This window comes from Streptomyces sp. BHT-5-2 (assembly GCF_019774615.1).
GTDB lineage: Bacteria > Actinomycetota > Actinomycetes > Streptomycetales > Streptomycetaceae > Streptomyces.
In genome coordinates, this window is sequence record NZ_CP081496.1 from 4,735,541 (window position 1) to 4,759,938 (window position 24,398).

General features: G+C 73.7%; 24 protein-coding genes, 1 pseudogene and 1 riboswitch. Of the genes and pseudogenes, 11 read left to right on the forward strand and 14 right to left on the reverse strand.

What is annotated here, in order from left to right; genetic code table 11:
* Nucleotides 1-354: 354 nt before the first annotated feature.
* On the forward strand, nt 355-1,116 hold the full coding sequence (locus K2224_RS21000; RefSeq protein ID WP_221908057.1) for a GNAT family N-acetyltransferase: 762 nt from the start codon (nt 355-357) through the stop codon (nt 1,114-1,116).
* Here K2224_RS21000 and K2224_RS21005 read toward each other — a convergent pair.
* Nucleotides 1,103-1,849, reverse strand: a complete 747-nt coding sequence (locus K2224_RS21005; protein WP_221908058.1) for a DUF4389 domain-containing protein — start codon at nt 1,847-1,849, stop codon at nt 1,103-1,105. The two genes, K2224_RS21000 and K2224_RS21005, sit on opposite strands and share 14 nt — an antisense overlap.
* 194 nt (nt 1,850-2,043) lie before the next feature.
* Entirely contained in the window at nt 2,044-3,492 is a 1,449-nt protein-coding gene (locus tag K2224_RS21010; protein WP_221908059.1) for a glutamate decarboxylase, read from the reverse strand.
* Between the two features lie 361 nt (nt 3,493-3,853).
* Between K2224_RS21010 and K2224_RS21015 the strand changes: the two genes are divergently transcribed.
* The gene (locus K2224_RS21015; RefSeq protein ID WP_221908060.1) at nt 3,854-4,894 is read left to right on the forward strand and encodes an alcohol dehydrogenase; all 1,041 of its coding nucleotides are present in this window, start codon (nt 3,854-3,856) and stop codon (nt 4,892-4,894) included.
* 50 nt (nt 4,895-4,944) lie between these two features.
* Here the strand turns inward: K2224_RS21015 and K2224_RS21020 are convergent, their stop codons facing one another.
* Complete coding sequence (locus tag K2224_RS21020; protein WP_221908061.1) at nt 4,945-5,925, reverse strand: helix-turn-helix domain-containing protein; 981 nt, start codon at nt 5,923-5,925, stop codon at nt 4,945-4,947.
* A 79-nt stretch (nt 5,926-6,004) separates the two neighbouring features.
* On the opposite strand from K2224_RS21020, the gene K2224_RS21025 reads away from it, so the two are divergent.
* Nucleotides 6,005-6,355, forward strand: a complete 351-nt coding sequence (locus tag K2224_RS21025; protein ID WP_221908062.1) for a cupin domain-containing protein — start codon at nt 6,005-6,007, stop codon at nt 6,353-6,355.
* A gap of 30 nt (nt 6,356-6,385) precedes the next feature.
* On the opposite strand, the pseudogene K2224_RS21030 reads toward K2224_RS21025, so the two are convergent.
* Nucleotides 6,386-6,760: pseudogene (locus tag K2224_RS21030) on the reverse strand (MerR family transcriptional regulator).
* Nucleotides 6,761-7,002: 242 nt separating this feature from the next.
* Between K2224_RS21030 and K2224_RS21035 the strand changes: the two are divergent.
* Nucleotides 7,003-8,214 carry a cytochrome P450 gene (locus K2224_RS21035; protein ID WP_221908063.1) on the forward strand — a complete coding sequence of 404 codons (1,212 nt, stop codon included), beginning with the start codon at nt 7,003-7,005 and terminating at the stop codon, nt 8,212-8,214.
* Between the two features lie 54 nt (nt 8,215-8,268).
* On the opposite strand, the gene K2224_RS21040 is transcribed toward K2224_RS21035, so the two are convergent.
* Nucleotides 8,269-8,784: a GNAT family N-acetyltransferase gene (locus K2224_RS21040; protein ID WP_221908064.1), complete on the reverse strand. Its 516-nt coding sequence runs from the start codon at nt 8,782-8,784 to the stop codon at nt 8,269-8,271.
* Between the two features lie 459 nt (nt 8,785-9,243).
* Nucleotides 9,244-10,659 (reverse strand): DUF5685 family protein, encoded by a 1,416-nt coding sequence (locus K2224_RS21045; RefSeq protein ID WP_221908065.1) that lies wholly within the window; start codon nt 10,657-10,659, stop codon nt 9,244-9,246.
* Between the two features lie 289 nt (nt 10,660-10,948).
* Here K2224_RS21045 and K2224_RS21050 point away from each other — a divergent pair, with 289 nt between their 5' ends.
* Nucleotides 10,949-11,395, forward strand: a complete 447-nt coding sequence (locus K2224_RS21050; protein WP_221908066.1) for a hypothetical protein — start codon at nt 10,949-10,951, stop codon at nt 11,393-11,395.
* 37 nt (nt 11,396-11,432) lie between these two features.
* On the opposite strand, the gene K2224_RS21055 is transcribed toward K2224_RS21050, so the two are convergent.
* Entirely contained in the window at nt 11,433-12,308 is an 876-nt protein-coding gene (locus K2224_RS21055) for a bifunctional 5,10-methylenetetrahydrofolate dehydrogenase/5,10-methenyltetrahydrofolate cyclohydrolase (protein ID WP_221908067.1), read from the reverse strand.
* 27 nt (nt 12,309-12,335) lie between these two features.
* Nucleotides 12,336-12,423, reverse strand: a riboswitch (ZMP/ZTP riboswitch).
* A 68-nt stretch (nt 12,424-12,491) separates the two neighbouring features.
* A complete protein-coding gene (locus tag K2224_RS21060) occupies nt 12,492-13,604 on the reverse strand; it encodes a hypothetical protein (RefSeq protein ID WP_221908068.1) in 1,113 nt (370 codons plus the stop codon).
* A 175-nt stretch (nt 13,605-13,779) separates the two neighbouring features.
* Between K2224_RS21060 and K2224_RS21065 the strand changes: the two genes are divergently transcribed.
* A complete protein-coding gene (locus tag K2224_RS21065) occupies nt 13,780-14,178 on the forward strand; it encodes a hypothetical protein (protein WP_221908069.1) in 399 nt (132 codons plus the stop codon).
* Nucleotides 14,179-14,278: 100 nt separating this feature from the next.
* On the opposite strand, the gene K2224_RS21070 is transcribed toward K2224_RS21065, so the two are convergent.
* Together K2224_RS21070 and K2224_RS21075 are read right to left on the reverse strand one after the other, a co-directional pair.
* Complete coding sequence (locus K2224_RS21070; protein WP_221908070.1) at nt 14,279-14,761, reverse strand: hypothetical protein; 483 nt, start codon at nt 14,759-14,761, stop codon at nt 14,279-14,281.
* Between the two features lie 156 nt (nt 14,762-14,917).
* Nucleotides 14,918-15,550, reverse strand: coding sequence for a TetR/AcrR family transcriptional regulator (locus K2224_RS21075; protein WP_221908071.1), 633 nt, complete (start codon nt 15,548-15,550; stop codon nt 14,918-14,920).
* A 142-nt stretch (nt 15,551-15,692) separates the two neighbouring features.
* Between K2224_RS21075 and K2224_RS21080 the strand changes: the two genes are divergently transcribed.
* The 4 genes from K2224_RS21080 (at nt 15,693) to K2224_RS21095 (ending at nt 19,448) form a co-directional block, all read left to right on the forward strand.
* Complete coding sequence (locus K2224_RS21080; RefSeq protein WP_221908072.1) at nt 15,693-16,883, forward strand: cytochrome P450; 1,191 nt, start codon at nt 15,693-15,695, stop codon at nt 16,881-16,883.
* Nucleotides 16,884-16,888: 5 nt separating this feature from the next.
* A complete protein-coding gene (locus K2224_RS21085) occupies nt 16,889-17,107 on the forward strand; it encodes a ferredoxin (protein WP_398193025.1) in 219 nt (72 codons plus the stop codon).
* A 745-nt stretch (nt 17,108-17,852) separates the two neighbouring features.
* On the forward strand, nt 17,853-18,365 hold the full coding sequence (locus tag K2224_RS21090) for a MarR family winged helix-turn-helix transcriptional regulator (protein WP_221908074.1): 513 nt from the start codon (nt 17,853-17,855) through the stop codon (nt 18,363-18,365).
* Nucleotides 18,366-18,653: 288 nt separating this feature from the next.
* Entirely contained in the window at nt 18,654-19,448 is a 795-nt protein-coding gene (locus tag K2224_RS21095; RefSeq protein ID WP_260692860.1) for a PE-PGRS family protein, read from the forward strand.
* A 266-nt stretch (nt 19,449-19,714) separates the two neighbouring features.
* On the opposite strand, the gene K2224_RS21100 is transcribed toward K2224_RS21095, so the two are convergent.
* Nucleotides 19,715-19,978, reverse strand: coding sequence for a zf-HC2 domain-containing protein (locus K2224_RS21100; RefSeq protein ID WP_221908076.1), 264 nt, complete (start codon nt 19,976-19,978; stop codon nt 19,715-19,717).
* Between K2224_RS21100 and K2224_RS21105 the strand changes: the two genes are divergently transcribed.
* Nucleotides 19,977-20,741, forward strand: a complete 765-nt coding sequence (locus tag K2224_RS21105; RefSeq protein WP_313904787.1) for a sigma-70 family RNA polymerase sigma factor — start codon at nt 19,977-19,979, stop codon at nt 20,739-20,741. The genes K2224_RS21100 and K2224_RS21105 overlap by 2 nt on opposite strands.
* A gap of 161 nt (nt 20,742-20,902) precedes the next feature.
* On the opposite strand, the gene K2224_RS21110 is transcribed toward K2224_RS21105, so the two are convergent.
* The 3 genes from K2224_RS21110 to K2224_RS21120 all read right to left on the reverse strand — a co-directional run bounded on the left by K2224_RS21110 (nt 20,903) and on the right by K2224_RS21120 (nt 24,290).
* On the reverse strand, nt 20,903-21,376 hold the full coding sequence (locus tag K2224_RS21110; RefSeq protein WP_221908078.1) for a copper chaperone PCu(A)C: 474 nt from the start codon (nt 21,374-21,376) through the stop codon (nt 20,903-20,905).
* 44 nt (nt 21,377-21,420) lie between these two features.
* Nucleotides 21,421-23,745 (reverse strand): cation-translocating P-type ATPase, encoded by a 2,325-nt coding sequence (locus tag K2224_RS21115; protein ID WP_221909854.1) that lies wholly within the window; start codon nt 23,743-23,745, stop codon nt 21,421-21,423.
* Between the two features lie 134 nt (nt 23,746-23,879).
* The gene (locus K2224_RS21120; RefSeq protein ID WP_221908079.1) at nt 23,880-24,290 is read right to left on the reverse strand and encodes a hypothetical protein; all 411 of its coding nucleotides are present in this window, start codon (nt 24,288-24,290) and stop codon (nt 23,880-23,882) included.
* Nucleotides 24,291-24,398 lie beyond the last annotated feature (108 nt).

Consider the following 24,398-nt stretch of genomic DNA (forward strand, 5'->3'; position numbering starts at 1 on the left):
GTCGCCTCATGCGCGTGACGAGGTCGCTCGGGCGAGCGGCCGCTGAGGCCGCGCCGGTGCGCAACCGATCGACCGCCCCGGCAAGAATTGCCAGGTCAGGGCCGCACAGCGGGAATCTCCGGCAGCGCGGGAGCGGGCCGAACGGCGGCCCGGGGGCGGCCCTCGGGGGCTGATTTGCCCCGGGCCGGGGGCGGTGTGCGACAGTGGGCGTTCCGGTCGGCCGGGCGCTTCGCCGCGTGCGGAGGCGGCCGCCGGGAATCCCATACCCGAGACACCGAATGACGGTTACGGCCGCGCCCTGCGTGGATCCTGCCCGTCCGTCCTTCGTGCAGCGATTCCTTCCCCCAGAGAGCGATGCAGGCGACGACTCTTCTCCCCCGGACCACGGACCTGTTCACCCAGGGCCTGGAGTTGCAGACCGGCTCGGCACTGCTGCGTTTCGGCGCCGCGCGACCGCGCCCGACCGGCCGGATCAGCTGGTCCGGCGACGGCGCGGCGGCCTGGCTCGACGAGCCGCGCGGCCATGTCTGGAGCGTCGGCGAGCCGACCGCGGCGACCGGCCTCGTCCTGCGTGCCGCGCATCAACTCCCCGATACGGTGCGGGAGTTCACGGGACCGCGGGGCACCGAGGCGCTGCTCGGCCGGCATCTGGCGGTGGTCGACCCGATCGCCTGGATCTTCCGGTGGACGGTGACCGAGCCGCCGGTCCATCCGGCGGAGGAGCGGGTGGTCGCGCTGGACGAGACGCACCACGACGAGCTGCTGGCCTTCCTCACCGAGCACAGTCCGGCCCACTCGACGGGGCCCGGCTCCGCGGACGTCAGCCTGTGGGTCGGGATCCGCGGTGCGGACGGGGAGCTGGTGGCCTGCGGCGCGCTGAGCAGCCTGCGGGACAGCGGCGCCCCGCTGATGGCGTCGGTGGCCACGGACGCGGAGCAGCGCGGTCAGGGCCTCGGCGCGGCCCTGACCTCGTGGCTGACCCGGTACGCCGTCCACCGTCACGGCTTCTGCACGCTGTGGCAGCTCGCCGACAACGCCCCCGCCGACCGGCTCTACACCCGCCTCGGCTACCGCAACGAGGACCCGTGCGTGTCCGGGCGGCTCAGCGGGCGCTGACCGCCGGAGTGGGGCCGCGGGGCGGCCGGTGGCGGAGGCCGCCGCGGAGCCGGGCGCGCAGGCCCCCGGCGCTCCGGCCGGCACTCTCCGGCCGGAGCGGCGGGCAGGCGTCGGTGAGGAAGAACGTGTAGGCCAGGAGCTGCACGGCCCAGCGGTCGAAGGCGACCATGCCGGTGAAACGGTGCCGGGGGTAGCGCCCCTTCCACAGCAGCACCGCGGCCGGCGAGCTGACGACCAGGACCACCAGGACGGCCAGCGCCAGCACGGCCGACAGCCCGCCGATCCACCACATGAGCCGGAACAGCAGGCCGACCAGCACCAGCCCCACCCACTGCGGGAGGGCACGCAGCCGGGAGACCAGCAGACCGGGGCCGCGGGGCAGGTGCTCGGGGCGGTCGATGTACAGGCGGGCCGGGTAGTCGGGCACCAGGCCGAGGGTGAAGGGCGGGTAGCGGTCGGTGGCCAGCGCCCCGTAGGAGTAGAAGACCACCCGCCAGAACCAGCGCAGGACGCCCCGGGCGAAGCGGAACAGCGGTCTGGGGTAGCGGCCGGTGAAGAAGATCACCGGGAAGGCCAGCGCGGTGGCGAGCAGGAAGGCGATGAACAGGGGCGTCAGCAGGAGGTGGTGCGGGACGAGGAGCAGCCACTTCACCGTCCAGAGCCAGCGGGACAGCGGCTCGTCCAGCTCCGCCTCGACCCGTACCGGCCGGTATTCCTCGGCGATCGTCGCCATGGCCGTCAGCTCCCTCCGCCACCGTGGCCGAAGTCGGCCGGAGCGTGCCCCCCTCACCACCAGCGTGACCGAATCGCGCCGATTTGGGCAGGGGCTGCGCCCGACCGTCTTCTGGATGCGGATCGCATGGGTCGCGCGGATCGACGGGGCCGGTCGGCGCCCCGGCGCGGTGGCCGGGGCGGGACCGGCCGCGGTCAGTCGCGGACCGTCTGCGCCGGGATGGCCGGGCGGCCGGCCTGCTTGGTCTCCGCGCCGTGGGCGAAGCCCCCGGCGTCGGCCGCGTCGCGGTGCGGACGCTGCTGGGCCTGGAGCCGCGGCAGGACGCGGCGCAGGTCCTCCAGGAACAGGTCGCCGAGGTCGTGACCGAAACCGTTGCGGACGACGACGCGCAGCGCCGCGAGGTCGGTGCGGTTGGCGGGGAAGGTGTAGGCGGGTACCTGCCAGCCGCGTTCGCGGAGCGCGGCGGAGACGTCGAAGACGGTGAAGTTGGTGACGTCGTCGCTGACCCGGAAGGCGAAGACCGGGAGTTGGCTGCCGTCGGTGAGCAGGGTGAACGGGCCCATCGCGGCGATCTCGGCGGAGATCCGGGTGGCGACGTCCCGGCTGGTCTGCTGGACGGCGCGGTAGCCCTCGAAGCCCAGGCGGAGGAAGTTGTAGTACTGGGCGATGACTTGGGCGCCGGGCCGGGAGAAGTTCAGCGCGAAGGTCGGCATGTCGCCGCCGAGGTAGTTGACGTGGAAGACCAGGTCGTCGGGGAGCGCCTCGGCATCCCGCCACAGGGCCCAGCCGACGCCGGGCATCACCAGGCCGTACTTGTGGCCGGAGGTGTTGATGGAGGCGACCCGCGGGAGCCGGAAGTCCCAGACGAGTTCCGGGTCGAGGAAGGGCGCGATCATCGCGCCGGAGGCGCCGTCGACGTGGAGCGGGACGTCGATACCGGTGCGCTCCTGGAGGCCGTCGAGGGCCGCGGCGATCTCGGCCACCGGCTCGTAGGCGCCGTCGAAGGTGGAGCCGAGGACGGCGACGACGCCGATGGTGTTCTCGTCGCAGAGTTCGACGGCCTCCTCCGGGGAGAGGATGAAGCGGTCGCCCTCCATGGGCACATAACGCGGCTCGACCTCGAAGTAGTTGGCGAACTTCTCCCAGCAGATCTGGACGTTGATGCCCATGACCATGTTGGGACGCTCGGTGGACCTGCCCTCGGCGCGCCGGCGGTGCTGCCAGCGCCGCTTGAGCGCCAGCCCCGCGAGCATCGCCGCCTCGCTGGAGCCGGTGGTCGAACAGCCCACCGCGGCATGGGAGTCGGGGGCGTGCCACAGGTCGGCGAGCATGTGCACACAGCGCGCCTCGATCTCGGCGGTCTGCGGGTACTCGTCCTTGTCGATCATGTTCTTCTCGGCGCACTCGGCCATCAGCCGCTGGGCCTGCGGTTCCGACCAGGTGCTGACGAAGGTGGCGAGGTTGAGCCGGGCGTTGCCGTCCAGCATGAGTTCGTCGTGGACGATCTGGTAGGCCGTGTCGGGTTCCATACCGTCGTCCGGCAGTTCGTACCGGGGGACGTGCACGGGCTGCTGGCTGAAGACCGGGTTGACGGAGAGGTTGCGGCTGACGTCGCGGTGCTGGTGCGGGCGCTTGAGTGGCATGAGCGTGTCCCTCCCGGGTACGTGGCGAACCGTGCGGCGGACGGTCCGGTCGTCGCTGCCGCCCGGCCGGGCCGGTCCACGCGCGGCGGTCAGGTTAACCGTTGCGACCGGACGGGGGCGGCGGGGTGCGCCACAGGGGTGCGGCGGGCCCGCCCCGCGCACCGTCGTCGTCCCGTTCGACGCGCGGGACCGCCCCGGAGCTGGTGTGCTGGTGGCAGGAGGCCGTTGCAACCGTACGGGGCGGAGCCGGCGGGTGGCCGGGCAGGTGGTGGAGCCGGACCGCGAGCGGGAGAACGCAGACGCACACGTATGCGGAAGAACGCACAGGTACGCGGGAGTAACGCACACGGGAGAGATCCAGATGAGCAGCTACCGAGTCGCGCAGACGGGTGCCGTCGGCGCACCCTTCGAGATCGTCGAGCGGGAGGTGCCGCGGCCGGGTCCGGGACAGGTCCGGATCGGGGTGGACGCCTGCGGGATCTGTCACAGCGACGCCATGTTCGTCAACGGTGCGTTGCCGGACGTGCGCTTCCCCCTGGTCCCCGGCCATGAGATCGCCGGACGCATCGAGGAGGTCGGGGAGGGCACGGACAGCCGTTGGAAGGCGGGCGACCGGGTCACGGTGGGCTGGTTCGGCGGCAGCTGCCACCACTGCACGGCCTGCCGGCAGGGCGACTTCATCGTGTGCGAGCGGCTGAAGGTGCCCGGCTGGGCGTACGACGGCGGGTTCGGTGGGCAGGTGGTCGCCCCGGCCGACGCGCTGGCGCGGATCCCCGACGGCCTGTCCGCGGCCGACGCTGGGCCGATGGCCTGCGCCGGCGTCACCACCTACAACGGGCTGCGGCGCAGCTCGGCCCGGCCGGGCGATCTGGTGGCCGTCCTGGGCCTGGGCGGCCTGGGGCACCTGGGCGTGCGGTTCGCCACCGCGATGGGCTTCGAGACGGTCGCGATCGCCCGCGGCGCCGACAAGGCGGACTTCGCCAAGCAGCTCGGCGCGCACCACTACATCGACAGCACCGCCGGCACGCCCGTCGCGGACGCGCTGCAGTCGCTCGGCGGCGCCCAGGTGGTCCTGGCCACCGCCGCCAACTCCGCCGCCATCACCGCGACCGTGGACGGTCTGACGCACCGCGGCGAGCTGGTGGTCGTGGGTGCGGACACCGAACCGCTGGGGATCAGCCCCACCCAGCTCCTGATGCGCGCCCGGGTCGTCCGCGGCCATCCGTCCGGCACCGCGCAGGACGTCCAGGACACCATGGAGTTCGCCGTCCTCCAGGGCATCCGCCCGATGATCGAGACCATGCCGCTGGACCACGCCAACGAGGCGTACGGGAAGATGCTCGCCGGGAAGGCCCGGTTCCGGATGGTGCTCGCCCACACGGAAGCCGGCCGCGCGCACTGAGTCCGGACGCCTCGCCCGGGCACGTGCCCCGGCCGCACGTCCGCCTCCGGTCAGACGGCCCCTGCACGGAACGCCCGTCGATAGGCCCCCGGAGTCGTCCCCAGGGCGCGGAGGAAGCGTCTGCGGAGGTTGGTGGCCGAGGAGAGGCCGACGCGGCGCGCGATGGCCTCCAGCGGCAGGTCGGTGGACTCCAGGAGTTCCCGGGTCGCGGTGATGCGCTGAGCGAGCAGCCACTGTCCGGGGCTGGCGCCCAGTTGGTCGGCGAACCGGCGGGCGAGTGTACGGGCCGACATGCCTTCGTGCGCGGCGAGTTCCTCGACCGTGAGGGGTTCGTCGAGCCGGGCGGTCATCCACTCCAGGAGGGGTGCCAGTGAGCCGTCCATCTGGACGGGGCGCGGCGGGGCGGTGAACTGGAGCTGGCCGCCCTCCCGATGCGGTGGCATGACCATGCTCCGGGCGACCTGCGCGGCGTAACCGGCCCCGTGGTCGGCGCGGACGAGGTGCAGGCAGAGGTCGATGCCGGCCCCGGAGCCGGCGCTGGTGGCGATGTCGCCGTGATCCACGTACAGCACGTCCGGATCCACGTCGACCGCCGGGAACAGCCCGGCCAGTTGACCCGCGCGCGCCCAGTGGGTGGTCGCCCGCCGCCCGTCCAGCAGCCCGGCGTGCGCCAGCGCGAAGGAACCGGAGCAGATGCTGACCAGCCGCGCGCCGCGATCGTGCGCCCGGCGCAGCGCGCGGGCGACGGCGGGCGACGGCGGTTCCTCGGGAGGCAGCCACCCGGGCACGACGACGGTGTCCGCCCGGTCGAGCGCGGCCAGCCCGTCCGGTACGAGCATGTCGTAGCCGGCGAGGGTGGCCACCGGGCCGGGGTGCTCCGTGCAGACCCCGAAGGTGTACCGGACCGGGACGCCACTGCGCTCGATCCCGAACACCTCGGCCACAAAGCCCAGTTCGAAGGTCGCCTGTGGCGGTCGGACGAGTGCGACGACACGGTGCTCGACGGCAGGCGTGGCAGACGTGGCAGGCATGACAGGCATGGCAGAAAAGTACCTCAGGATGTCATTCCTGACACTCGGCCGATCGGCACCGGTCCGCAAGGCTGTCCTCATGGCAACGAAGACGAACACGAACACGGACGACGAACAGCCCGGCTACGTATGGGCCACGGTCGAGGACGCACCGGCGCGCGAGCTGTTTCCCGGCATCCGGACACGGCCCCTGTGGAGCGGGGAGAACGGCGCCAAGGCCCAGGTCCTGGAGATGGACCCGGAGACGTGCTGGGACGGCATGGACGTCCACGAGCCGGGCCCCGAGGAGGTGTTCGTGGTCTCCGGGGTCTTCAACGACGGGGAACGCGACTACCCCGCCGGCTCCTTCATCCACGCACCCGCCGGCTCCTGGCACGTCCCACAGACGACGACGGGCTGCACGCTGTTCGTGTTCTACCCGGAGGGATAGCCGCGGCGGGCGGCGCCGGAGGGGCGCCGTTCACCCGACGGCCGCCGCCCGCCCCTTCGCGGAGTCGATCACCTCGTCCAGGACGTCCCGGGAACGGACCGGATCCTTGATCATGCGGTCGATGCGGTCCCGTTCTCCCGTGAGGTCGTCGACCAGTCACGGGGCGGCGATCCCGGAGGGCCCGCCGTCCGCGTCCCGCAAACAGGGCAGCAGCTGCGCGATCTTGCTGCTGCCCAGCCCGGCGGCGAACAGCTCCTGGACGAGGATCACCCGGTCCATCGCGGCCTCCGGGCAGTCGCGGTGGCCACCGGGCGCACGCTCGGCCGCCAGCAGCCCCTGCTTCTCCTAGTAGCGCAGCGAGCGCCCGCTCACCCCCGTACGCCGCGCCGGTTCACCGCTCCGCACACGTCTCCTCGTCCACCCGCCGGGCGACCACCACACCGGCCACGCTCACCTCCTGACCTCGCCACCCTCCTCACCCCTCGACCTCCTGAGCCCACACGACAGCGACACGACGCCACCATTTGACGCCATCACGGCACACGCGCGGCACCACTCCCTCGCACATAGCGCCAAAAGTGTGCCATGATGGCGTCACGGAGCTTCGCCGATCGCTCAACTTCGGTACGCAATGGAGGACTTGGACCATGTCGCATCAACCCGAGCGGGAGCCGCTCGCCGCGTTGCCGCTCACTCGCCCCGAGGGGTGCCCCTTCGACCCGCCCGCCGAGCTGGCGGAACTGCGCGAGGAGCGGCCGCTCCACCGGATGCGCTACCCGGACGGACACGTCGGCTGGCTGGCCACCGGCTACGCCGTCTCCCGCGCGGTGGCCGGCGACCGCCGCTTCAGTTCGCGCTACGAGCTGATGCACGCGCCGTTCCCCGGCACGGAGAACGTCACGTTCCCGCCGGCCCCGGTCGGCGACCTGACCGGCATCGACCCGCCCCACCACACGCGCTATCGCCGGCTGCTGATGGGGAAGTTCACGGTCCGCCGGATGCGCGAGCTGACCTCGCGCGTCGAGCAGATCACCGCCGAGCACCTCGACGCCATGGAGCGCCAGGGCCCGCCGGTCGACCTGGTGAAGGCCTTCGCGCATCCGCTCCCGGCGCTGATGATCTGTGAACTGCTCGGCGTCCCCTATGCCGAACGCGAGCTCTTCCAGCAACACGCGATGGGGGCGGCCGGCACGGAGGGGACGGTGGAGGACCAGTACGCCGCCATGGCCGCGCTCCAGGAGTACGTCGGAAACCTGGTGCTCGCCAAGCGCGCCCGGCCCACCGACGATCTGCTCAGCGACCTGACCGGCACCGACCTCACCGACGAGGAACTGGCCGGGATAGGCAGCTTCCTCCTGGGCGCGGGACTGGATACCACCTCGAACATGATCGGGCTCGGCACCTTCGCCCTGCTGACCCATCCCGATCAGGCCGCCGCCCTGCGCGCCGACCCGGCCCTGGCCGACCGGGCGGTGGAAGAGCTGATGCGCTACCTCACCATCGCGCACACCGGGGTGCGCACGGCACTGGAGGACGTCGAGCTGGACGGCCAGTTGATCAGGGCCGGGGAGACGGTCACCGTCGCGGTCCAGGCCGCCAACCGCGACCCGGCGCGCTTCCCCGACCCCGACACCCTGGACCTGCGGCGCACGGCCACCGGCCATCTGGCCTTCGGCCACGGCATCCACCAGTGCCTGGGCCAGCAACTGGCCCGCGTCGAGATGCGGGTGGCCTTCCCGGCCCTGTTCGCCCGCTTCCCGACGCTGCGCCTGGCCGTACCGCCGGAGGAGGTGCCACTGCGCACGGACCTGACCATGCACGGCGTGCAGAGCCTTCCCGTCGCCTGGGACGCGGCATAGCACCCCGACCACCGGCAGCGGCCGACAGCCGACGTTCCGTCAGACGCCGCCCTGTCAGACGCCGAACGCCTCCGCGTAACGGATCACTCCGCCCTCCACTGGGCGGGACGCGTCCAGCGGGAGGGCCATCAGCGCCTCGTCGGGGACGTCGAACGGAGCCCGGATGCCGAAGCGGGAGGCCGGTACGAACCCGAAGCGCGGGTAGTAGCCGGGGTGGCCGAGGACGACCACCAGGCTCTCGCCCATCGTCCGGGCGGCGTCCAGCGCGGCGCGGATGGCGGCCGCACCGGCTCCCTGCCGCTGGTGGGCGGGGAGGACCGCGCACGGGGCCAGGGCCAGTGCGGGCCGGTCGTCGATGTGGCAGCGGGTGAGCAGCGCATACCCGGCGAGAGTGCCGTCCGGTGCCACGGAGACCAGGGAGAGCCCGTCGAGCCAGGCATCGGGGTCCGCACGGAGGGCGTCCACCAGGTCGGCTTCGTGGTCGGTGGGGAACGCGGTGAGGTTGATCTCGCGGATCGCGGCGGTGTCCCCGGGAATCTCGGGGCGGGTGGTCCAGGTGGTGGTGCTCATGGGGGTTTCCGTTCTCGCGTACGGGGTGCGGCGCGGCCCCGGCCGCGGGCTCGCGGCGGAGGGCGAGTTCCTCGTCGAGAGCGGCGAGGGCCCGCGCCTGCTGGGAAGAAGGGGCCCCGATGTACGCCTGAGTGCGCCAAGGCCGGATCGCCGCCCGACGCGAGCACGGTCGGGCGGCCGCCGGCAGGCGGACGGCTCAGATCAGACCCGGGGCCCGGGGGATGAGGATGTCCGGGCACCGCACAGGGCGGTGGTCGCCACGACAGTCATCAACTCATCTCCCCTTGGGTCCACCGGGCCTGGTCATACGCCGCTGGCCGTCCGGCACGGCGGGGCCGACGCTAACACGCCGGCCGCAAGCCCCACGAACGATTTTTCCGCCCGTCGCGCCGTCCGACAGCGACGGCGACAGCGATCACAGCAGCCGCAGCGGACACAGAAGCCACCACGACCACCACCTCAGCAGTCGCAGCAACCACAGCCATCGCAGCAGTCACAGCTGCAATTGCAGCAGCACGCACAGCTGTCGCCGCTGTTGCAGCAGTCACAGCAATCGCAGGAGTAGCAGCAGCCCTCGCGCATCTTGCGCGACCACGGCCCCTCGAACTCGGACGCGCAGCAGACCTTGCAGGTGCAGCACAGCCCGATCGCGACCGCACAGCCCGCCCAGAAGCCACGCGGCTTCTTCGGCTCCGGCGAGAAGTGCGGCGGCCGCCCGTCACCGCCACCCACCCCGCCCGAGCCCCCCGACCAGCCGGACCCGCCGTCACCGCCCCCATGGCCACTGCCCGACCCACCCGGCGGGACCGGTCCCCCGGCCCCCGGCTGCCCGTATCCAGGACCCCCGTTGGGTGCGCCCCCGTTCCCGTACGCGCCGCCGTACGGATTGCCGGCATAGGGGCCGTTCCCATAAGGGCTGTTGGCGTAGGGGCTGTTGGCGTAGGGATTGCCGGCGTACGGGTTCCCGCCCTGTGGGTCGTAGGGGCCGGGTGTCGCGCCGGGGGCCTGGTGGGAGCAGGAGGACGTGCCGAAGGCGCGGTCCACCGAGCGCCGCAGTTCGTGCACCAGCAGCACATGCACCAGGGCGGAGTCGGTGAACTCCACATCGCGCAGCGCCAGGCGGATGCCGTGCAGTGCGTCGTCGCACAGCCGGCGGGCCTCGGCCAGCCCGGCGCCGGTGGCGGTGATCGGGTTCCAGGCGCCCTCGGCGGCGTCCGCCGTCCGGTCCTCCACGGCGTCGAGGAGGTGTGCCAGCCGGCCGAAGAGCCGGCCGGCCTCGGCCAGCGGCGCGGCGTTGCCGGGCCGGCCGGCCAGTACCGCGGTGTGGGCGAAGGCCGCGGCGGTGGCCGTCTCGGTCGGTTCGGTGATCCTCGTCAGCGGCGTACCGGGACCGGCCAGTTGCTCGATGCCCAGCTGCCGGTCCACCGCGTCGACGAGGACGGCGGTGTCGAAGCCGAGCGCGGCGCCGGTACGCGCCCCGGCCCGGTCCCAGCCCGCGGCGACCCGGCGTGCCGCGGCGGCCATCGGCCGGCGGCGCAACATCCCGTTCCCGTCGGCGACATGGTCGCGGATCTTCGCCGAGGCGAGGACGAGCGAGACCGACGCCGCGAGCCGTGCGCCCTCCCCCTGGGCGACCGAGGCGGTCCGCATGCCCCGTAGGGGGCAGGGGCCGGCGGTCCGACGGCGGAGATCGGCGCTGCCGGACTGGGCGTCGGTCAGCACCGAGACGATGAGTCCGTCGTAGTTGGTGACGATCCGCGCGAACTGGCCGTGGTCGGCGCGCAGCGCGAGGCACAGGCCGCACAGATGGGCCATCCACTCCGTCTTGAGCCCTTGCGTCAGCCGATGGGCGCAGGGCCTGACGATTCCGAACATCTGAGAGCGAACCCCCCGTGTGGCATGAACATGAGCCACCGATGGTGGCAGCGGCAGGGAATGCTACCGATCACCCCGTGACCTGCGCCCATGCCCCCCGCGCCCCTCACACACCCCCTCACCTCCCCCACCCCGTCCACCATCCCCACCCACCCTCCATTCACTCTTTCTGCTGATACCGCCGCCCCATCCCTGCTGGGAACATGACGGCGCCGCCGCGCGGACGGCCGGGCCCGCGTCCGGACGGAGGGCGGCAAACTCACAGTCAGCCAAGGGGATTTGGGGTGCCATGAAGGCGATGAGGTGTCTGGCCGTGGTGTGCGCCGTGGGCGCGGCGATGGGCGCGGGAGCGGCCTCCGCCGCCGCGCCGGCCGGTCCACGCCCGACCGCGAGCGGTACGGGCCGGGGCCCGTCGGCCCACGGCGTCCTGCTCTCCGACCAGGACGGCGGCCGGCAGCTCACCGTGCACACCGGGGACGTGATCGAGGTCCGGCTCACCGGTCGGCACGATCGCGGGCCGGCCTTCGCCTGGAGCCTGCCGGTCTCCGGCGACCCCGCGCTGCTCCGGCGGACGTCGGCCGGTGCGACGCCGACGGGAGGTGCTGCCGGGCGCTTCACCGCGGGCGCCCGGCGGGGCACCACCACCGTCACCGCACAGCGGCGGTGTCACGCCGCTCCCGGCTCCGTCTGCCCGCATGTGGTCGTGCCATGGAAGGTCACGGTCACGGTGGCGTGACGAGGCACGGCACGGCGGGGCACCGCACGGCGGGGCGTCAGACCGCCGCCGGCGCGCCCAGTTGGCGGCTCGCCGCGTCGACGGTCTGGGTCAGGAGGGTGGCGATGGTCATCGGACCGACGCCGCCGGGCACGGGGGTGATCAGGCTCGCGACCGCGGCCGCGGAGTCGAAGTCCACGTCGCCGACGTTGCCGGCGTTGTAACCGGCATCGATGACGACGGCGCCGGGCTTGAGCTGGTCCCCGTGCAGGAAGCGGGGGCGGCCGACCGCGGCGATCAGGACATCGGCCTCCCTGGTGTGGGCGGCGAGGTCGGCGGTGCGCGAGTGGCAGTAGGTGACGGTGGCGTCGCGGCCGAGCAGCAGCATGCCGACGGGCTTGCCGAGGATCGCGCTGCGGCCGACGACCACCGCGTGCTTGCCGGTGAGATCGACGTCGTAGTGGTCCAGGAGGCGCATGATGCCGCCGGGGGTGCAGGACGCGAAGCCGTCCATGCCGAGGCTCATCGCGGCGAAGGAGTGCGCGGTGACACCGTCGACGTCCTTCTCGGGGGCGATGGCCTCGAAGGCGGCGCGCTCGTCGATGTGCGGGCCGACCGGGTGCTGGAGCAGGATGCCGTGCACACCGGGGTCGCGCGACAACTCACCGATCGTGTCGACGAGTTGGGCGGTGGTGGTCTCGGCGGGGAGGGCGATGTGCCGCGACCGGACTCCGGCCTTGGCGCAGCGGTTGCGCTTCATGCGGACGTAGGTGACGGAGGCGGGGTCGTCGCCTACGAGGACGGTGGCCAGGCACGGGGCCTGTCCGGTGCGCGCGGTGAGTTCCGCGGCGCGCGCGGCGGCCTCCTCGACCATGCGGCGGGCGAGCACGCTGCCGTCCATGAGCCGGGCGGTGGGGGACGTGGTCGTGGTCATGGCGCCTCCTGGGCGTCGTACGTCGTACGGGATCGCCCAGGCGCACGGCATTGACCAAGCAGGTCGAGCCGCTCCCTGGTGGTACTCCACCCAAGCGCCAGTCACGGCTCGCCGGACACTCTAGGCGATGGCCGGGCGACGGCGGGAACGGGTGTTCGCGGGCGGCGGCACGGACCGCCCGGCTCAGGGGTACTGCTGGCCGGGACTTGAGATGTGTGGCGCGGTGGCGGCCTCCCATTGGCTGAGGATGCCGTCCCAGTCGTGTTGGGCGACGGTGACGGCGCTGGGATCCCAGGAGTGCGTGGGGGGTGGTGGGGACGCCCAGGGGTTGTGGGCCTCCTGGGACGGCCAGGAGGCGTGGGATTGGTGTTCCTGTGGTGGCCAGGCGGCATAGGGATCCTGCGATGCCGCCCACTGGGCGGCGTGGGCGGTCGCCGCCCAGGCGGCCTGCGGATCGTACGGGGGCGGGGGCGGTGCGGCCGCGTCGTTGCGGGGCAGGTGGCCGGTGTCGGTGTGGCCCGGTGGCTGGCCTTCGGTCATCCGGCGGTGGCGGCCGATGCGGTCCGTGTTCGCGGGGCGGGCGGTCTGGGACTCGGAGGAGAGCTGATGCGCGCGGGCGGCCAGGATATTCACGTCCAGGCCCAGTTCGGTGGCGAGCGCGGTGAGGTCGGCGCCGGTGTGGTAGCTGTGCACCAGGACCGCGTCCAACGCCGGTGACCAGGCCGGTTCGGTGACGGGCAACGGTGGGGGCGCGGCGGCCGGGGCGGGCGCGGGGGCATGGACGGGGGCTGGGGCCGGGACGGGAGTGGGGGCGGGCGTGGCCGGGCGCGGGGGGATGCGGCCGAGTGTGTCGGCCGGCCCTGCGGGTACGGAGGTCACGCTGCCGACGGTGGTGGCCCGGGGCCAGCCGTTGCCGATCGCGGCCGCGGCGGCGGCTGCCGCGGCGGCAACCGCGGGCGAGGTGGGGCGGGGCGGCTCGACCTTCTCCGGCTGGGGCTCGGCCCGGCGGGCGGCACGGCGCTCCCGCTCGGACTCCTCCAGCAGGCTCTTGGCCACCGCACGGGCGTCGTCCTTGCCGACGGTACGGCGGGCCAGACGGACCTCGCGGGCGTCGAGGCCGAGCAGATCGGCGACCACCTCGTCGCTGCCGACGGTCACCGCGAAGGCGGCCAGGGTCCGCGAGCGGCGGGCCTCGGCCTCGTCGAGGAGTCCTTGGGTCCGGCGGACCTCGTCATCGCTGATGCAAAAAGCCTGTGCGAGTACCGCGTGGCGCTCCCACAACTCCCTCGGTTCCATGTCACCGACAACGCTTTTTGGCCGGGGTTGGTCCGGTTCTCAACGAGAGATCACTGTAAGAGGTGATATTCCCCGCATCGCGCGCAGTGCTTTGGGATGTTATGAGACGGGGCGCACAGGGCCGACCGGGGGTATGCGCAGTGACCGATCGGCGGGGCGAATCGTTTCAACGGCCATGAGTGCTCCCTCGTCCGTCACCGTCGCCGGCCACGGCCGGACCGCCTTCGTCCCCCGCCCCCAGGGGACCCAGCCCGCTCCCCCCGGCACGGATGTCGCCCCCCCGCCGCCGCGGATCAACGCCGAAGTCGTCCGACAGACGCCCCTGTACGCGGGGCTGGTGAAGATCTGGGCGGAGCGCTCCGCGACGGTACCCGGCGTCGCCGACCCGGAATGGCAGCGTCTGGTGTCCTACCGGGCGCTGATGGAGGAGACCGAGAACGCGCTCACCGCGCTGCGGCCGCACCGGGCGCCGGACGTGCTGCCGCCGCGCCGGACGGTTCCCGTGCCGCCCGCGCGGTACGCGACCGAACTGACGCCGGTGCACGGCGGGTTGCGGCCGATCGGTCACCCGTGACCGTGCCGCCGGGCTCCTGGCCTTCGCCCCCTCCGCACACCGGTGGGCCCGGGTACCGGACCCGGGCCCATGGAGGTGGCGACGCGACGGAGCGCGGCGACTAGAGGAGACCGAGGAAGTCCAGGCCGAGGAGGCCGTGCCGGCCCAGGCCGTCGGCGAGGCGGGCCGCCTCCTCGTCGTGGCGGCCGTCGTCGTCACGCTTGCCCCCGTCGTCGCGGCGCTTGCCCCCGTCGTCGCGGCGGTGGCCCTCGTCGTCGCGGCGGCCGTAGTCGTCGTCCTTGCGGCCGTAGTCGTCGTCGCGGCGACCGTAGCCCTCGTCCTTGCGGCCGTAGTCGTCGTCGTAACGGCGGCGCTCGCCGCTGCGCCCGTAGCCGTCGTCGTAACGGCTTTGCCCGTGTCGGCCTGCGTGGCTGCCGCCGTGGCCGTGGTGGCGGCCGTGGTGGGCGCGGCAAGGGCTGTGGGAGGGGCACAGCGTGGCCTGCGCGCCACTGGGGGCCGCGGTCGCGGCGCCGGCGGCCGGGACGACCAGGGCAGCCGCGGCGAGGCCGGCCATCGCGAGCCCGCGAGGAATCGAACGAAGCATTGTTCCACCTTTACTCAGCTGGGCAGAAAAGGAACATTCTCCTGCAATCGCGACAATAGGGCGGCTGCCCAACCCCGCGCGGCGACCCGCCGGAGGGTCACCGGAACGCAGCACGGGCCGCGCCGCACCCGAGTGCGGCGCCGGCCGGGGGCGGTCTCACTCGGTCTTCGGCAGGCCCTCCAGCAGGGCGCCCAGCGCCTCCCCCACCAGTCGACAGACCGTGTCCGGATCGGCGCTGGCCAGCGGCTCCTTGCCGACCACCACCCGCATCAGGCCGATGCCCAGCAGCCAGGACAGGGCCAGATCGCCGCGCAGCGCGCCGTCGTCGGCGCGCGAGAGGGTGGCGAGCACCTCGGCGTACTCGTCGCCAAGTCCCCGGAGCGCCTCGGCGATTTCGTCGCTGCCGCCGATGGAGCGGAGGCAGACCTCCAGCGACCGGTCGGTGCCGGGGCCGCCGCCCTCGGCGAGCATGCCGCGCAGGGCGACATCGAAGAGCCGCTCCGCGGGGGTGGTGCGCAGCTGCTCGTGGCCGCCGCGCGCCATCACCTCGCCGAACAGGGCCTTCTTCGAGCCGAAGTAGCGGAACAACAGGGCCTGGTTGACGCCGGCGCGGGCCGCGATGTCGCGCACCGTGGCGCGTTCGTAGCCGCGTTCGGCGAAGAGTTCCGAGGCGGCGTCCAGCAGCAGCCGCCGGGTTCCCTGGGCGTCCCGGCGGTGTTCGCCGGGGGAGCCGCCGCGCGGGGGCTCCCCCGTCGACCGCCCCCTGACCTCCTCCATTGCTTCTCGCATGGCTCTTCCCCTTTCCGTCGGTCCGTCAGGTGACCACAGTGGCCCGCCGCGGCCGGTCATGACGACGGCGACGATCCGCCGTTGACCGCCCCGTGCAAGCGTCCTACCTTTGTAAGCAGGTGCTTACACAAGGGAGGTCACGGTGACCACAGCCGACACAGCACCCCTCTCCTACCCCTTCAATATCGCCGAGAGCCTTGATCTGGCGGCGGAGTACGACCAGGTGCGCGACCGCCCGGGGCTGCTCAAGGTGCAGTTGACGTACGGCGAGCCGGCCTGGCTCGTCACGCGGTACGCCGAGGCCCGGTTCGTCCTGGGCGACCTGCGGTTCAGCCGGGCCGAAAGCGCCCGGCACGACGAACCGCGACAGTCCGAGGGGACCCGCAACAGCGGCATCCTGAGCATGGACCCGCCGGATCACACCCGACTGCGGACCCTGGTCGCCAAGGCTTTCACGGTCCGTCAGGTCGAGAAACTCCGACCACAGGTCAAGGAACTGACGCGGGAACTGCTCGACGAACTGGAGGCGGCCGGGCCGCCGGCGGACCTCGTCGACCGGTACGCGCTGCCCATTCCGGTGGCCGTCATCTGCCGGCTGCTCGGGGTGCCGACCGAGGACCGGCCGCAGTTCCGGGTGTGGAGCGACGCCGCGCTGTCGACGAGTTCCCTGACGGCCGAGGAGTTCGACGCCAATCGCGAGGAACTCCGCGCGTACATGGGCAAGTTGATCGAGCAGCACCGGCAGCAGCCGCAGGACGACCTGATGACCGCGCTGATCGACGCGCGGGATGTCGACGACCGGCTGACCGAGCTGGAACTGATCGACCTGTGCGTGGGCATCCTGGTCGCCGGTCATGAGACCACTGCCACCCAGATCCCCAACTTCGTGCTGGCGCTGCTGGATCACCCCGAGCAGCTGGCCCTGTTGCGGGAGCAGCCCGAGCTGATCGGTGGCGCCGTGGAGGAGTTACTGCGGTTCGTCCCCCTGGGAAGCGGTGCGGGCCAGGCGCGGTACGCCACCGAGGACATCGAGGTCGGGGGCACGCTGGTACGTGCCGGTGAACCCGTACTGGTCGCGGTGGGCGCGGCCAACCGCGACGCGCTGCGGTTCGACGCGCCGGGGAAGCTGGACATCCGGCGGGCCGGCAATCAGCACCTGGGCTTCGGGCACGGCGTACACCACTGCCTGGGTGCGCCGCTGGCCCGACTGGAGCTCCAGGAGGCGCTGTTGGCGCTGCTGACCCGCTTCCCGGACCTGCACCTGGCCGGGGACGTGGAATGGAAGACGCAGATGCTGGTGCGCGGTCCGCGCGTCCTGCCGGTGGGGTGGTGAGCGCGGTGGCGTGGAAGGTGGAGATCGACCCGGGGCTGTGCATCGCCTCGGGTTCCTGTCCGGCGATCGCACCGGACCTGTTCGTGCTGGACGGGCCGCACGCCCGGGCGGTGCGGGAGGAGATCCCGGAGGACGAACGGGCGGTGGACGCGGCGGAGTTGTGTCCGGCGATGGCCATCACGGTGCGGGACGCGGCCGGGCAGGTGATCGGGCCCCGGCCGTAGGGGGCAGGGATGGCTTGCGGGGCGTGGCCGGGGGCCGCGCCCCGCTTCGCGTGCGCGGACACCGGAGCCCGTCGACCGCGGTCGGCGCCGTACCGCTGACGGTGAATCAGGACATCGGCGGCCGACTCCGTACGGATCCCTTGCCGAGCGGGATAGTACGTGTTCGGATTAACTCGGCCGAGATGTCCGGAATCACGCGTCGCTGCAAATCGGAGCATGTCCGAAAAACGTGGGGAGGCACGCCTCCGCCGGCCGGTGCGGGCCTGCCCGATGTTCGTGGCCCAGACGGAGGGGCACGGATCCGCACCGTCGAATCACTGGCATCCGGACCACCGGACCGCACCCAACCGACCGATTTGCAAGGGGTGTTCCGGAAACATCACGCCCTGCCGTGCGGCTTCCGTACGCCCGGGTTCCTGATGCTCGCCGAAGGGTTCCTCGCCGGGCGGCCGGACGCCGTGTGATTGTCCGTCCCGGCGTCGGGTCCGTGTTGGCCGAGTACGGGCCGTTGGTCGTCGCGTTCGTGGGCGGGGTGGGTCAGGGTCGGCTGCTGGGGCGGCTCGCGGGGATGCGGCGGGAGCTCAGGATGCTGCGGCGGGGGCGGGCACGAGCCGCTTCCCGGCTCGTGGCCGCGATGGCCGCGCCGGGAGCAGGAGTTGCGGGCGGCGCGCTAGGTCCGACGCTCGGCCGAGGATGTCGACCGGTCTGCGGGGGTCGGGGCGGTGCCCCGTGATTGAGTTGCCCCATGGCTGACGAGACCACTTCCTCTGCGCCCGGTTCGCCCGCGGCGCCTGGCACCACCGAAGCCGGGGCCATGGTCCCGCCCACGCTGACGGCCGCGCCCGGCTATCAGGTGCGGCGGCTCTACCAGGCGTATCTGGCCGTGTGGGTGCGTGCGGTCGATCCGACGCTGACCGGGCCGCAGTTCGCGGTGCTGACCGCGGTGGGCGCGACTCCGGGGCGGGACCAGCGGTCGATGGCGTCGGTGGTGGCACTGGACACCTCCACGATGGCGGATGTGGCCCGGCGGCTGGAGAGCCGGGGGCTGATAGTCCGCCGCGCGGACACCTCGGACGGCCGCCGCAAGCTGCTGTTCCTGACCGAGGACGGCGAGCGGACGCTGCGGGCCGCGCAGGAGCGGGTGCAGCGGCTGGACGAGCGACTGATGGCGCCGTACGACGACGCGCAGCGTGCCGTTGTGCGGCGGCTGCTGACCTCCCTGGCCGATCACTGGGAGGGCCTGGCCGGGGAGTTCTGACCGGCACCCGGGCGGGCGGCGGTGCGGCGCGGCCCGCCGGCGCCCCACCCGCGATCGACATGCATTGCCCACATGGCACAATGCGCCATCCGCTGCGTGTGCGGTCGGCTCGGATGCCCAGGGCCGCGTTCCATCCCGTCGGGCGGAGCAGCCGGCCCAAGGTGCGGCCGGCTGCGCTCACCGGGCAGGACCTGGCCGGCGTCGGTGTCGGTGTCGGTGTTCCGTTGTGCTCGACTGCCGCCCCTCCTGGTCCGCCTGCGGGGGCGGGGTGCGACGATGGGGCCTGTCATGGATGCGGGGCACATTCTCAGGGGGCTGCGCGCCGCGGTGTTCGCGGTGGTCTGCGTGCTCCTGGCTGCACTGGGGCACGCGGTGATGTCGGATGCCGCGGTGCCCGGCTGGATGCTGCTCGCGGCCGGGCTGGTGACCGCGGCCGGCGCCTGGTGCCTGGCCGCCCGCGAACGCGGCCCGGTGGTCGTGGGCCTGCTGACCGTCGGTACGCAAGTCGCCCTGCACAGCGCGTTCTCGCTGGGGCAGGCGATGGTCGGCGCCGGCGGGGACCGGGCCACGCTCGCCCGCGCATGGGCCGACACCTGGATGTGCGGCGCCCAAGGACTGTCGCTCAAGGAGATCGACGCGGCGCGGGCGTTGGCACAAATGGGGCAGAACGGGTCGATGGGGGCGATGGGATCGATGGATCCCTCGGCTGCCACGGGCGGTGCGACGGAGCCGCCGCACTCCGGCCTGGCTCACCTGGGCATGTCGCACATGGGCATGTCCCATATGGACGCCTCCGGCGCGGGCATGCACGGGAGCGCCGTCGGCATGCTCGCCGCGCACCTGCTGGTCGCGCTGCTCAGCGCGTGGTGGCTGTGGGGCGGGGAACGGGCGGCGTTCCGGCTCGTGCGGAGCGTCTCCGCCTGGCTGTTCGCGCCGCTGGTGCTGGTACTGCGGGCGGCTCTGCCGTCGTCCCGGCCGGTTCCGCGCCCCGTCCGGCAGGAGCCGCGGCGCGCGGTGCGCCGGCTGCTGCTGGCCCATGCGATGTCCTTGCGGGGTCCCCCGCGTGAGCCGGCTGTCGTCTGACAGCACGGTCGAACACCCCGGCCGGAATCGGCATACGGGCACCACGGGCCGCTGCCCCGTGCCCGCGCTTCCGGCCGCGACGTCACCGGTGGGCCGCGTCAGCACGCGCGCCGACCGGATCACGCGAAGGACTCCAAGGACTCCAGATGACGAATCCTGTCCGGATGCCGGTGGCACCGCCACCCGTGTCCCTACCCCATGAGCGGGCCGGCCTCGTCGGGCGCCCGGCGCTCCCCGGCCGGCCGGCCCGCCAGCCGGCCCGACCGTCAGCCCGCCCGTCGTCCCGGACGGAGGCGGGCCAGCAGGGCCTCGACGGAGGCCGGATCGCCGCCCGCGGGCGCGGTCCCCTCCCCCTCCTGTCCGGCGGCGCCGCCGAGCGCCGTGCTCAACGCCCGCGCCCGGGCCTGCCACTGGCGGCAGTCCGCACAGCCCGCGAGATGGTCGTCGAGACGGCGGGCGGTCAGCCCCGGGGGCAGCGCCTCGCCGTCGAGGCGGGCGGAGAGTGCCGTACGGATGCGCGAGCAGAGCATGCGCCCAGTCTCCCCGAATTGGTCCGTACCGGCGAGGGGCGGTCGTGGCGTGCGTGACGACGAGACGGTGACCGGCTGGGCGCTGGCCGCCCGGGACGGCGACGAACGGGCCGTCGAGCAGTTCGTGCGGGCCACCCAGCTCGATGTGCGGCGGTATGTGACGCACCTCAGCGGGGAGGCCCAGGCGGCCGACGACCTGGTGCAGGACACCTATGTGCGGGCGCTGCGCGGGCTGCCGCGGTTCGAGGGCCGGTCGTCGGCCCGGACCTGGCTGCTGACGATCGCCCGGCGGGTGGTGGCCGACCGGATCCGCACCCATGCGGTACGGCCCCGGCTGTCGGCGACCGACGACTGGCAGTCCGCCGCGGAGCGGGTCCAGCCGCGCGGGATGCCGGGCTTCGAGGAGGGCATCGCGCTGGCCGAGTTGCTCGCGGCGCTGACGCCGCAGCGGCGGGAGGCGTTCGTACTGACCCAGCTGCTGGGGCTGCCGTATGCGGCGGCGGCCGGGGTGATGGGGTGTCCGGTGGGGACGGTGCGTTCGCGGGTGGCCCGCGCCAGGGAGACGCTGATCGCGCTGCTGGCCGAGGCCGAGACGGAAGCAGAGGCCGGGGCCGGGGCCGTAGTGGAAGCCGGGGCACGTGCCGCGGTGCCGGACGACGGCGAACGGATGCTGCGGGCGGCCGCGCCCCCGCGTGGCGTACCGCAGCGCAGACCGGTGCCGGGCGACCGGCGGCCGCGCCGGCTCGCCACCGCGGTGGCCTGACCGGCCGGTACGGCGGGCCGACGGGGCTCATGGGCGGGCGGTGGCCTGCCCATGAGCCCCATGGCGGCGGAGCGACGGGACGGGTGGGACGGGCAGCGCAACCTGATGGCGAGCGTGCCCGCCCGTCCCGTATGTCCCGCCCGGCCTCCCCCGCCCGCCGCCTACTTCTCGCCGGGCCGTACCGCCCGGGCCGTCACGGTCAGCGGCGGGCTGTCGCGGAAGTGCAGGGTGAAGGTCAGGCGGTCGCCGGGAGCCAGCCGGGGCGGTGGGCTGACCATGATGTCGAGCGTGGTCGGCGTCATGGTGAGCGCACCGCCGGCCGGGACGGTGGCGCCGGGGGCCATGGCCATGGAGTGGGCGTTGCGGCCGACGGCGATGTCACGGCTGAGCATGGCGCGGTGGCCCGGCGGTCCGGTGACGGCGGTGAGGACGTCGTTCGCGGTACCCGAGTTGCGTACCGTGAAGAAGGCCGCGGTGGCGTCGTTCCCGGCGGGTATCAGCACCCGGCCCTCGGCGGCGGTCAGCCGGGCGGGGGTGCCGGCGTTGCCGGTGGCGGTCCAGGCGGTGAGGGTGCCGAGGGTGACCAGGCAGGTGAGCAGCGGCACGGCGCCGGCGGCAAGGCGTGAGCGGTTCATGAGGATTTCCAAGTGCCTTGGTTTTGGGGCGGGTTGAGGTCGGGTCAGATGGCGTGATGCGTGGTGGTGCCGTCGTGTGCCGGGTCTGCGGGGCGGCGGGGTGCGCGGGCGGCGGTGGGCGGTTGCCAGGCGCGGAGCCGCAGGCTGTTGCCGACGACGAGCAGGGAGCTGACGGACATCGCGGCCGCGGCGAGCATCGGGTTGAGCAGTCCGACGGCGGCGAGCGGCACGGTGACGAGGTTGTAGCCGAACGCCCAGAGGAGGTTGCCGCGGATGGTGCCGAGCGTACGACGGGCGAGGCGGACGGCGTCGGGGATGGCCTGGAGGTCGGCGCGGACGAGCGTGACGTCGGCGGCGCCGATCGCCGCGTCGGTGCCGCCGCCCATGGCGATGCCCAGGTCGGCGAGGGCCAGCGCCGCCGCGTCGTTGACCCCGTCGCCGACCACCGCGACCCGGGCGCCCTGCTCCCGCAGCGTCGTGACCAGCGCGGCCTTGTCGTCCGGCCGGGCCTGGGCGTGGACCTCGGTGATGGCCAACTGCCCGGCGACCGCCCGGGCGGTGGCGGTACGGTCCCCGGTGGCCAGCACCGGGCGCAGGCCCAGGCGGCGCAGGTGGTCGACGGCGCGGTAGGCGTCGGGGCGGAGGCTGTCACCGAGGGCGAGGACGGCCGCCGGGTCGCCGTCGACCTCGACCAGCACCGCGGTGCGGCCGGCGGCTTCGGCGGCGCGGACCGCGTCCGGCAGCGGAGCGGGCAGCCCGGCCGGGTCGTCGGGCGGGCGGACGACGGCGACCGTGCGCCCGTCCACCACCCCGCGGACGCCGAAGCCGGGGGTGGCGGTGAAGTCCCCTACCGCGGCGGCCGGTTCGAGCCGCGCGTCGGGCCCGTGGTCGCTGAAGTAGGCGAGGACGGCGCGGGCCACGGGGTGTTCGGAGCCCTGCTCCACGGTGGCGGCGAGCCGCAGCACCTCGTCCGGGTCGGGTTCGTCCGCGCGGGGCGTGAAGGCGCTGACGGTCATCCGTCCCGTGGTGAGGGTGCCGGTCTTGTCGAGGACCACGGTGTCGATGCGGCGCAGGCGTTCCAGCGCCCGCGGGCCGCTGACCAGGATGCCGAGCTGGGCGCCGCGGCCGGTGGCGGCCAGCAGCGCGGTCGGCGTCGCCAGGCCCAGGGCGCACGGGCAGGCGACGACGAGCACGGCGACCGCGGCGGTGACCGCGGCCTGGGGGTCGGCGCCGGCGCCGAGCCAGAAGCCCAGCACGGTGACGGCGATGGTCAGCACGGCGGGGACGAAGACCGCGGCGACCGCGTCCGCGAGCCGCTGGGCCCGGGTCTTGCCGGTCTGGGCGTCTTCGACGAGCCGGGTGATCCGGGCGAGTTGGGTGTCGCCGCCCACCGCGTCGGCCCGGACCTCCAGCAGTCCACCGGAGTTGACCGCGCCGCCGACGACCGGCGAGTCCGGGCCGACCTCGACGGGGTGGCTCTCGCCGCTGATCAGGGAGAGGTCCAGGGCCGAGCTGCCGGTGACGACGGTGCCGTCGGTGGCGACCCGTTCGCCGGGCCGGACCAGGAAGTGGTCGCCGACCTGCAACAGCGCGACGGGGAGGCGGCGTTCGGTGCCGTCCGGGCGGCGCACCGAGACCTCCTTGGCGGCGAGTTCGGCCAGGGAGCGGAGCGCGGCGCCGGTGCCGCGCCTGGCCCGGGCCTCCATCCGCCGCCCGGCCAGCACGAACAGCGGTACGCCGACGGCGGCTTCGAGATAGAGGTGGGCGGTGCCGTCGTCGGCCGTGGACAGCAGGCTGAACGGCATCGTCATCCCGGCCGTGCCGGCGCCGCCGAGGAACAGCGCGTAGACGGACCAGCCGAAGGATGCCGCGACGCCGAGGGACACCAGGGTGTCCATGGTCGCCGCGCCGTGCCGGAGGCCGCGCAGCGCACGGACGTGGAAGGGGGCCGCGCCCCATACGGCGACGGGGGCGGCGAGCACGAAGCAGAGCCACTGCCAGTTGCGGAACTGCCAGCCGGGCACCATCGACAGGGCCAGCACGGGGAGGGCGAGCAGGGCGGTCAGCAGCAGCCGGCGCAGCTCGGCGGAGTCGGCTTCGGTGCCGTCGGTGACTTCGGTGGCATCGCTCGGGGCGCCGCCGGGGGTGGCGTCGTCGGACCTGCCCGCGGAGGGGTGCCGGGGCTCGTCCTCGGGCGGTGCGGACGCGGTGAAGCCGGCGGCCACGACGGTGGCGATGAGGGCGTCTACGTCGAGCGACGCGGGGTGGTTGATGCGGGCCCGCTCGGTGGCGAGGTTCACCGAGGCGGTGACGCCGTCCAGCCGGCCGAGCTTCCGCTCCACCCGGCCCACGCAGGCGGCGCAGGTCATCCCGCCGATGGCGAGGGTGGTGACGCGGTCGGGCTCCTGCGGGGACTGCGGTGCGGCTTGCGGTTGGGGCCGTGGCTCGGGCTGGGACTGGGGCTGGGCTTCGGGCCGGGGCGGTGGCTGGTTCCGGTGCCGGGTCATCGTCCGACTCCCGGCGTCGGGAGGAGAGGTGTGGCGGGTGCGGCCGCGGAGGCGGATCCGGAGTCGGTGACGGGGCCGGTGGCGGGGGCGACCTGCGCGGCCCGCGGTTGACCCAGTGCGCTCATGCCCGCCATGCCCGGCATCCCGCCGCCCGAACCGCCGCCGCCGGGCGGTTCGGTGCTCCCCGGGCGGCGGTCGGGACGGAGGCCGGGGGCGACCGGACCGACGGCGCCGCCCACCGCGTAGGCGAGGGCGAACAGCAGCGCCAGCAGCGCGACGAAGCCGAGGACCGAGCGGGCCGGCAGCAGCCGGCGGAACCCGCCGAGCGGCACGGAGGTCCGGGGGCGCCGGGCGGAGCCGGCCGGGGACGCGTCGGGCGGGGGTGCGGAGCGGGCGGGGGTGGTCATCGCGTCATCGTGGCAGGTGGGAGCGGGGGCGAACGGCCGATCGAGGGTCGATCGGAGCGTGAGGTTCATCCCGTCCGGCCGACGGAACCATGTGCGCTTCCGGCCCGA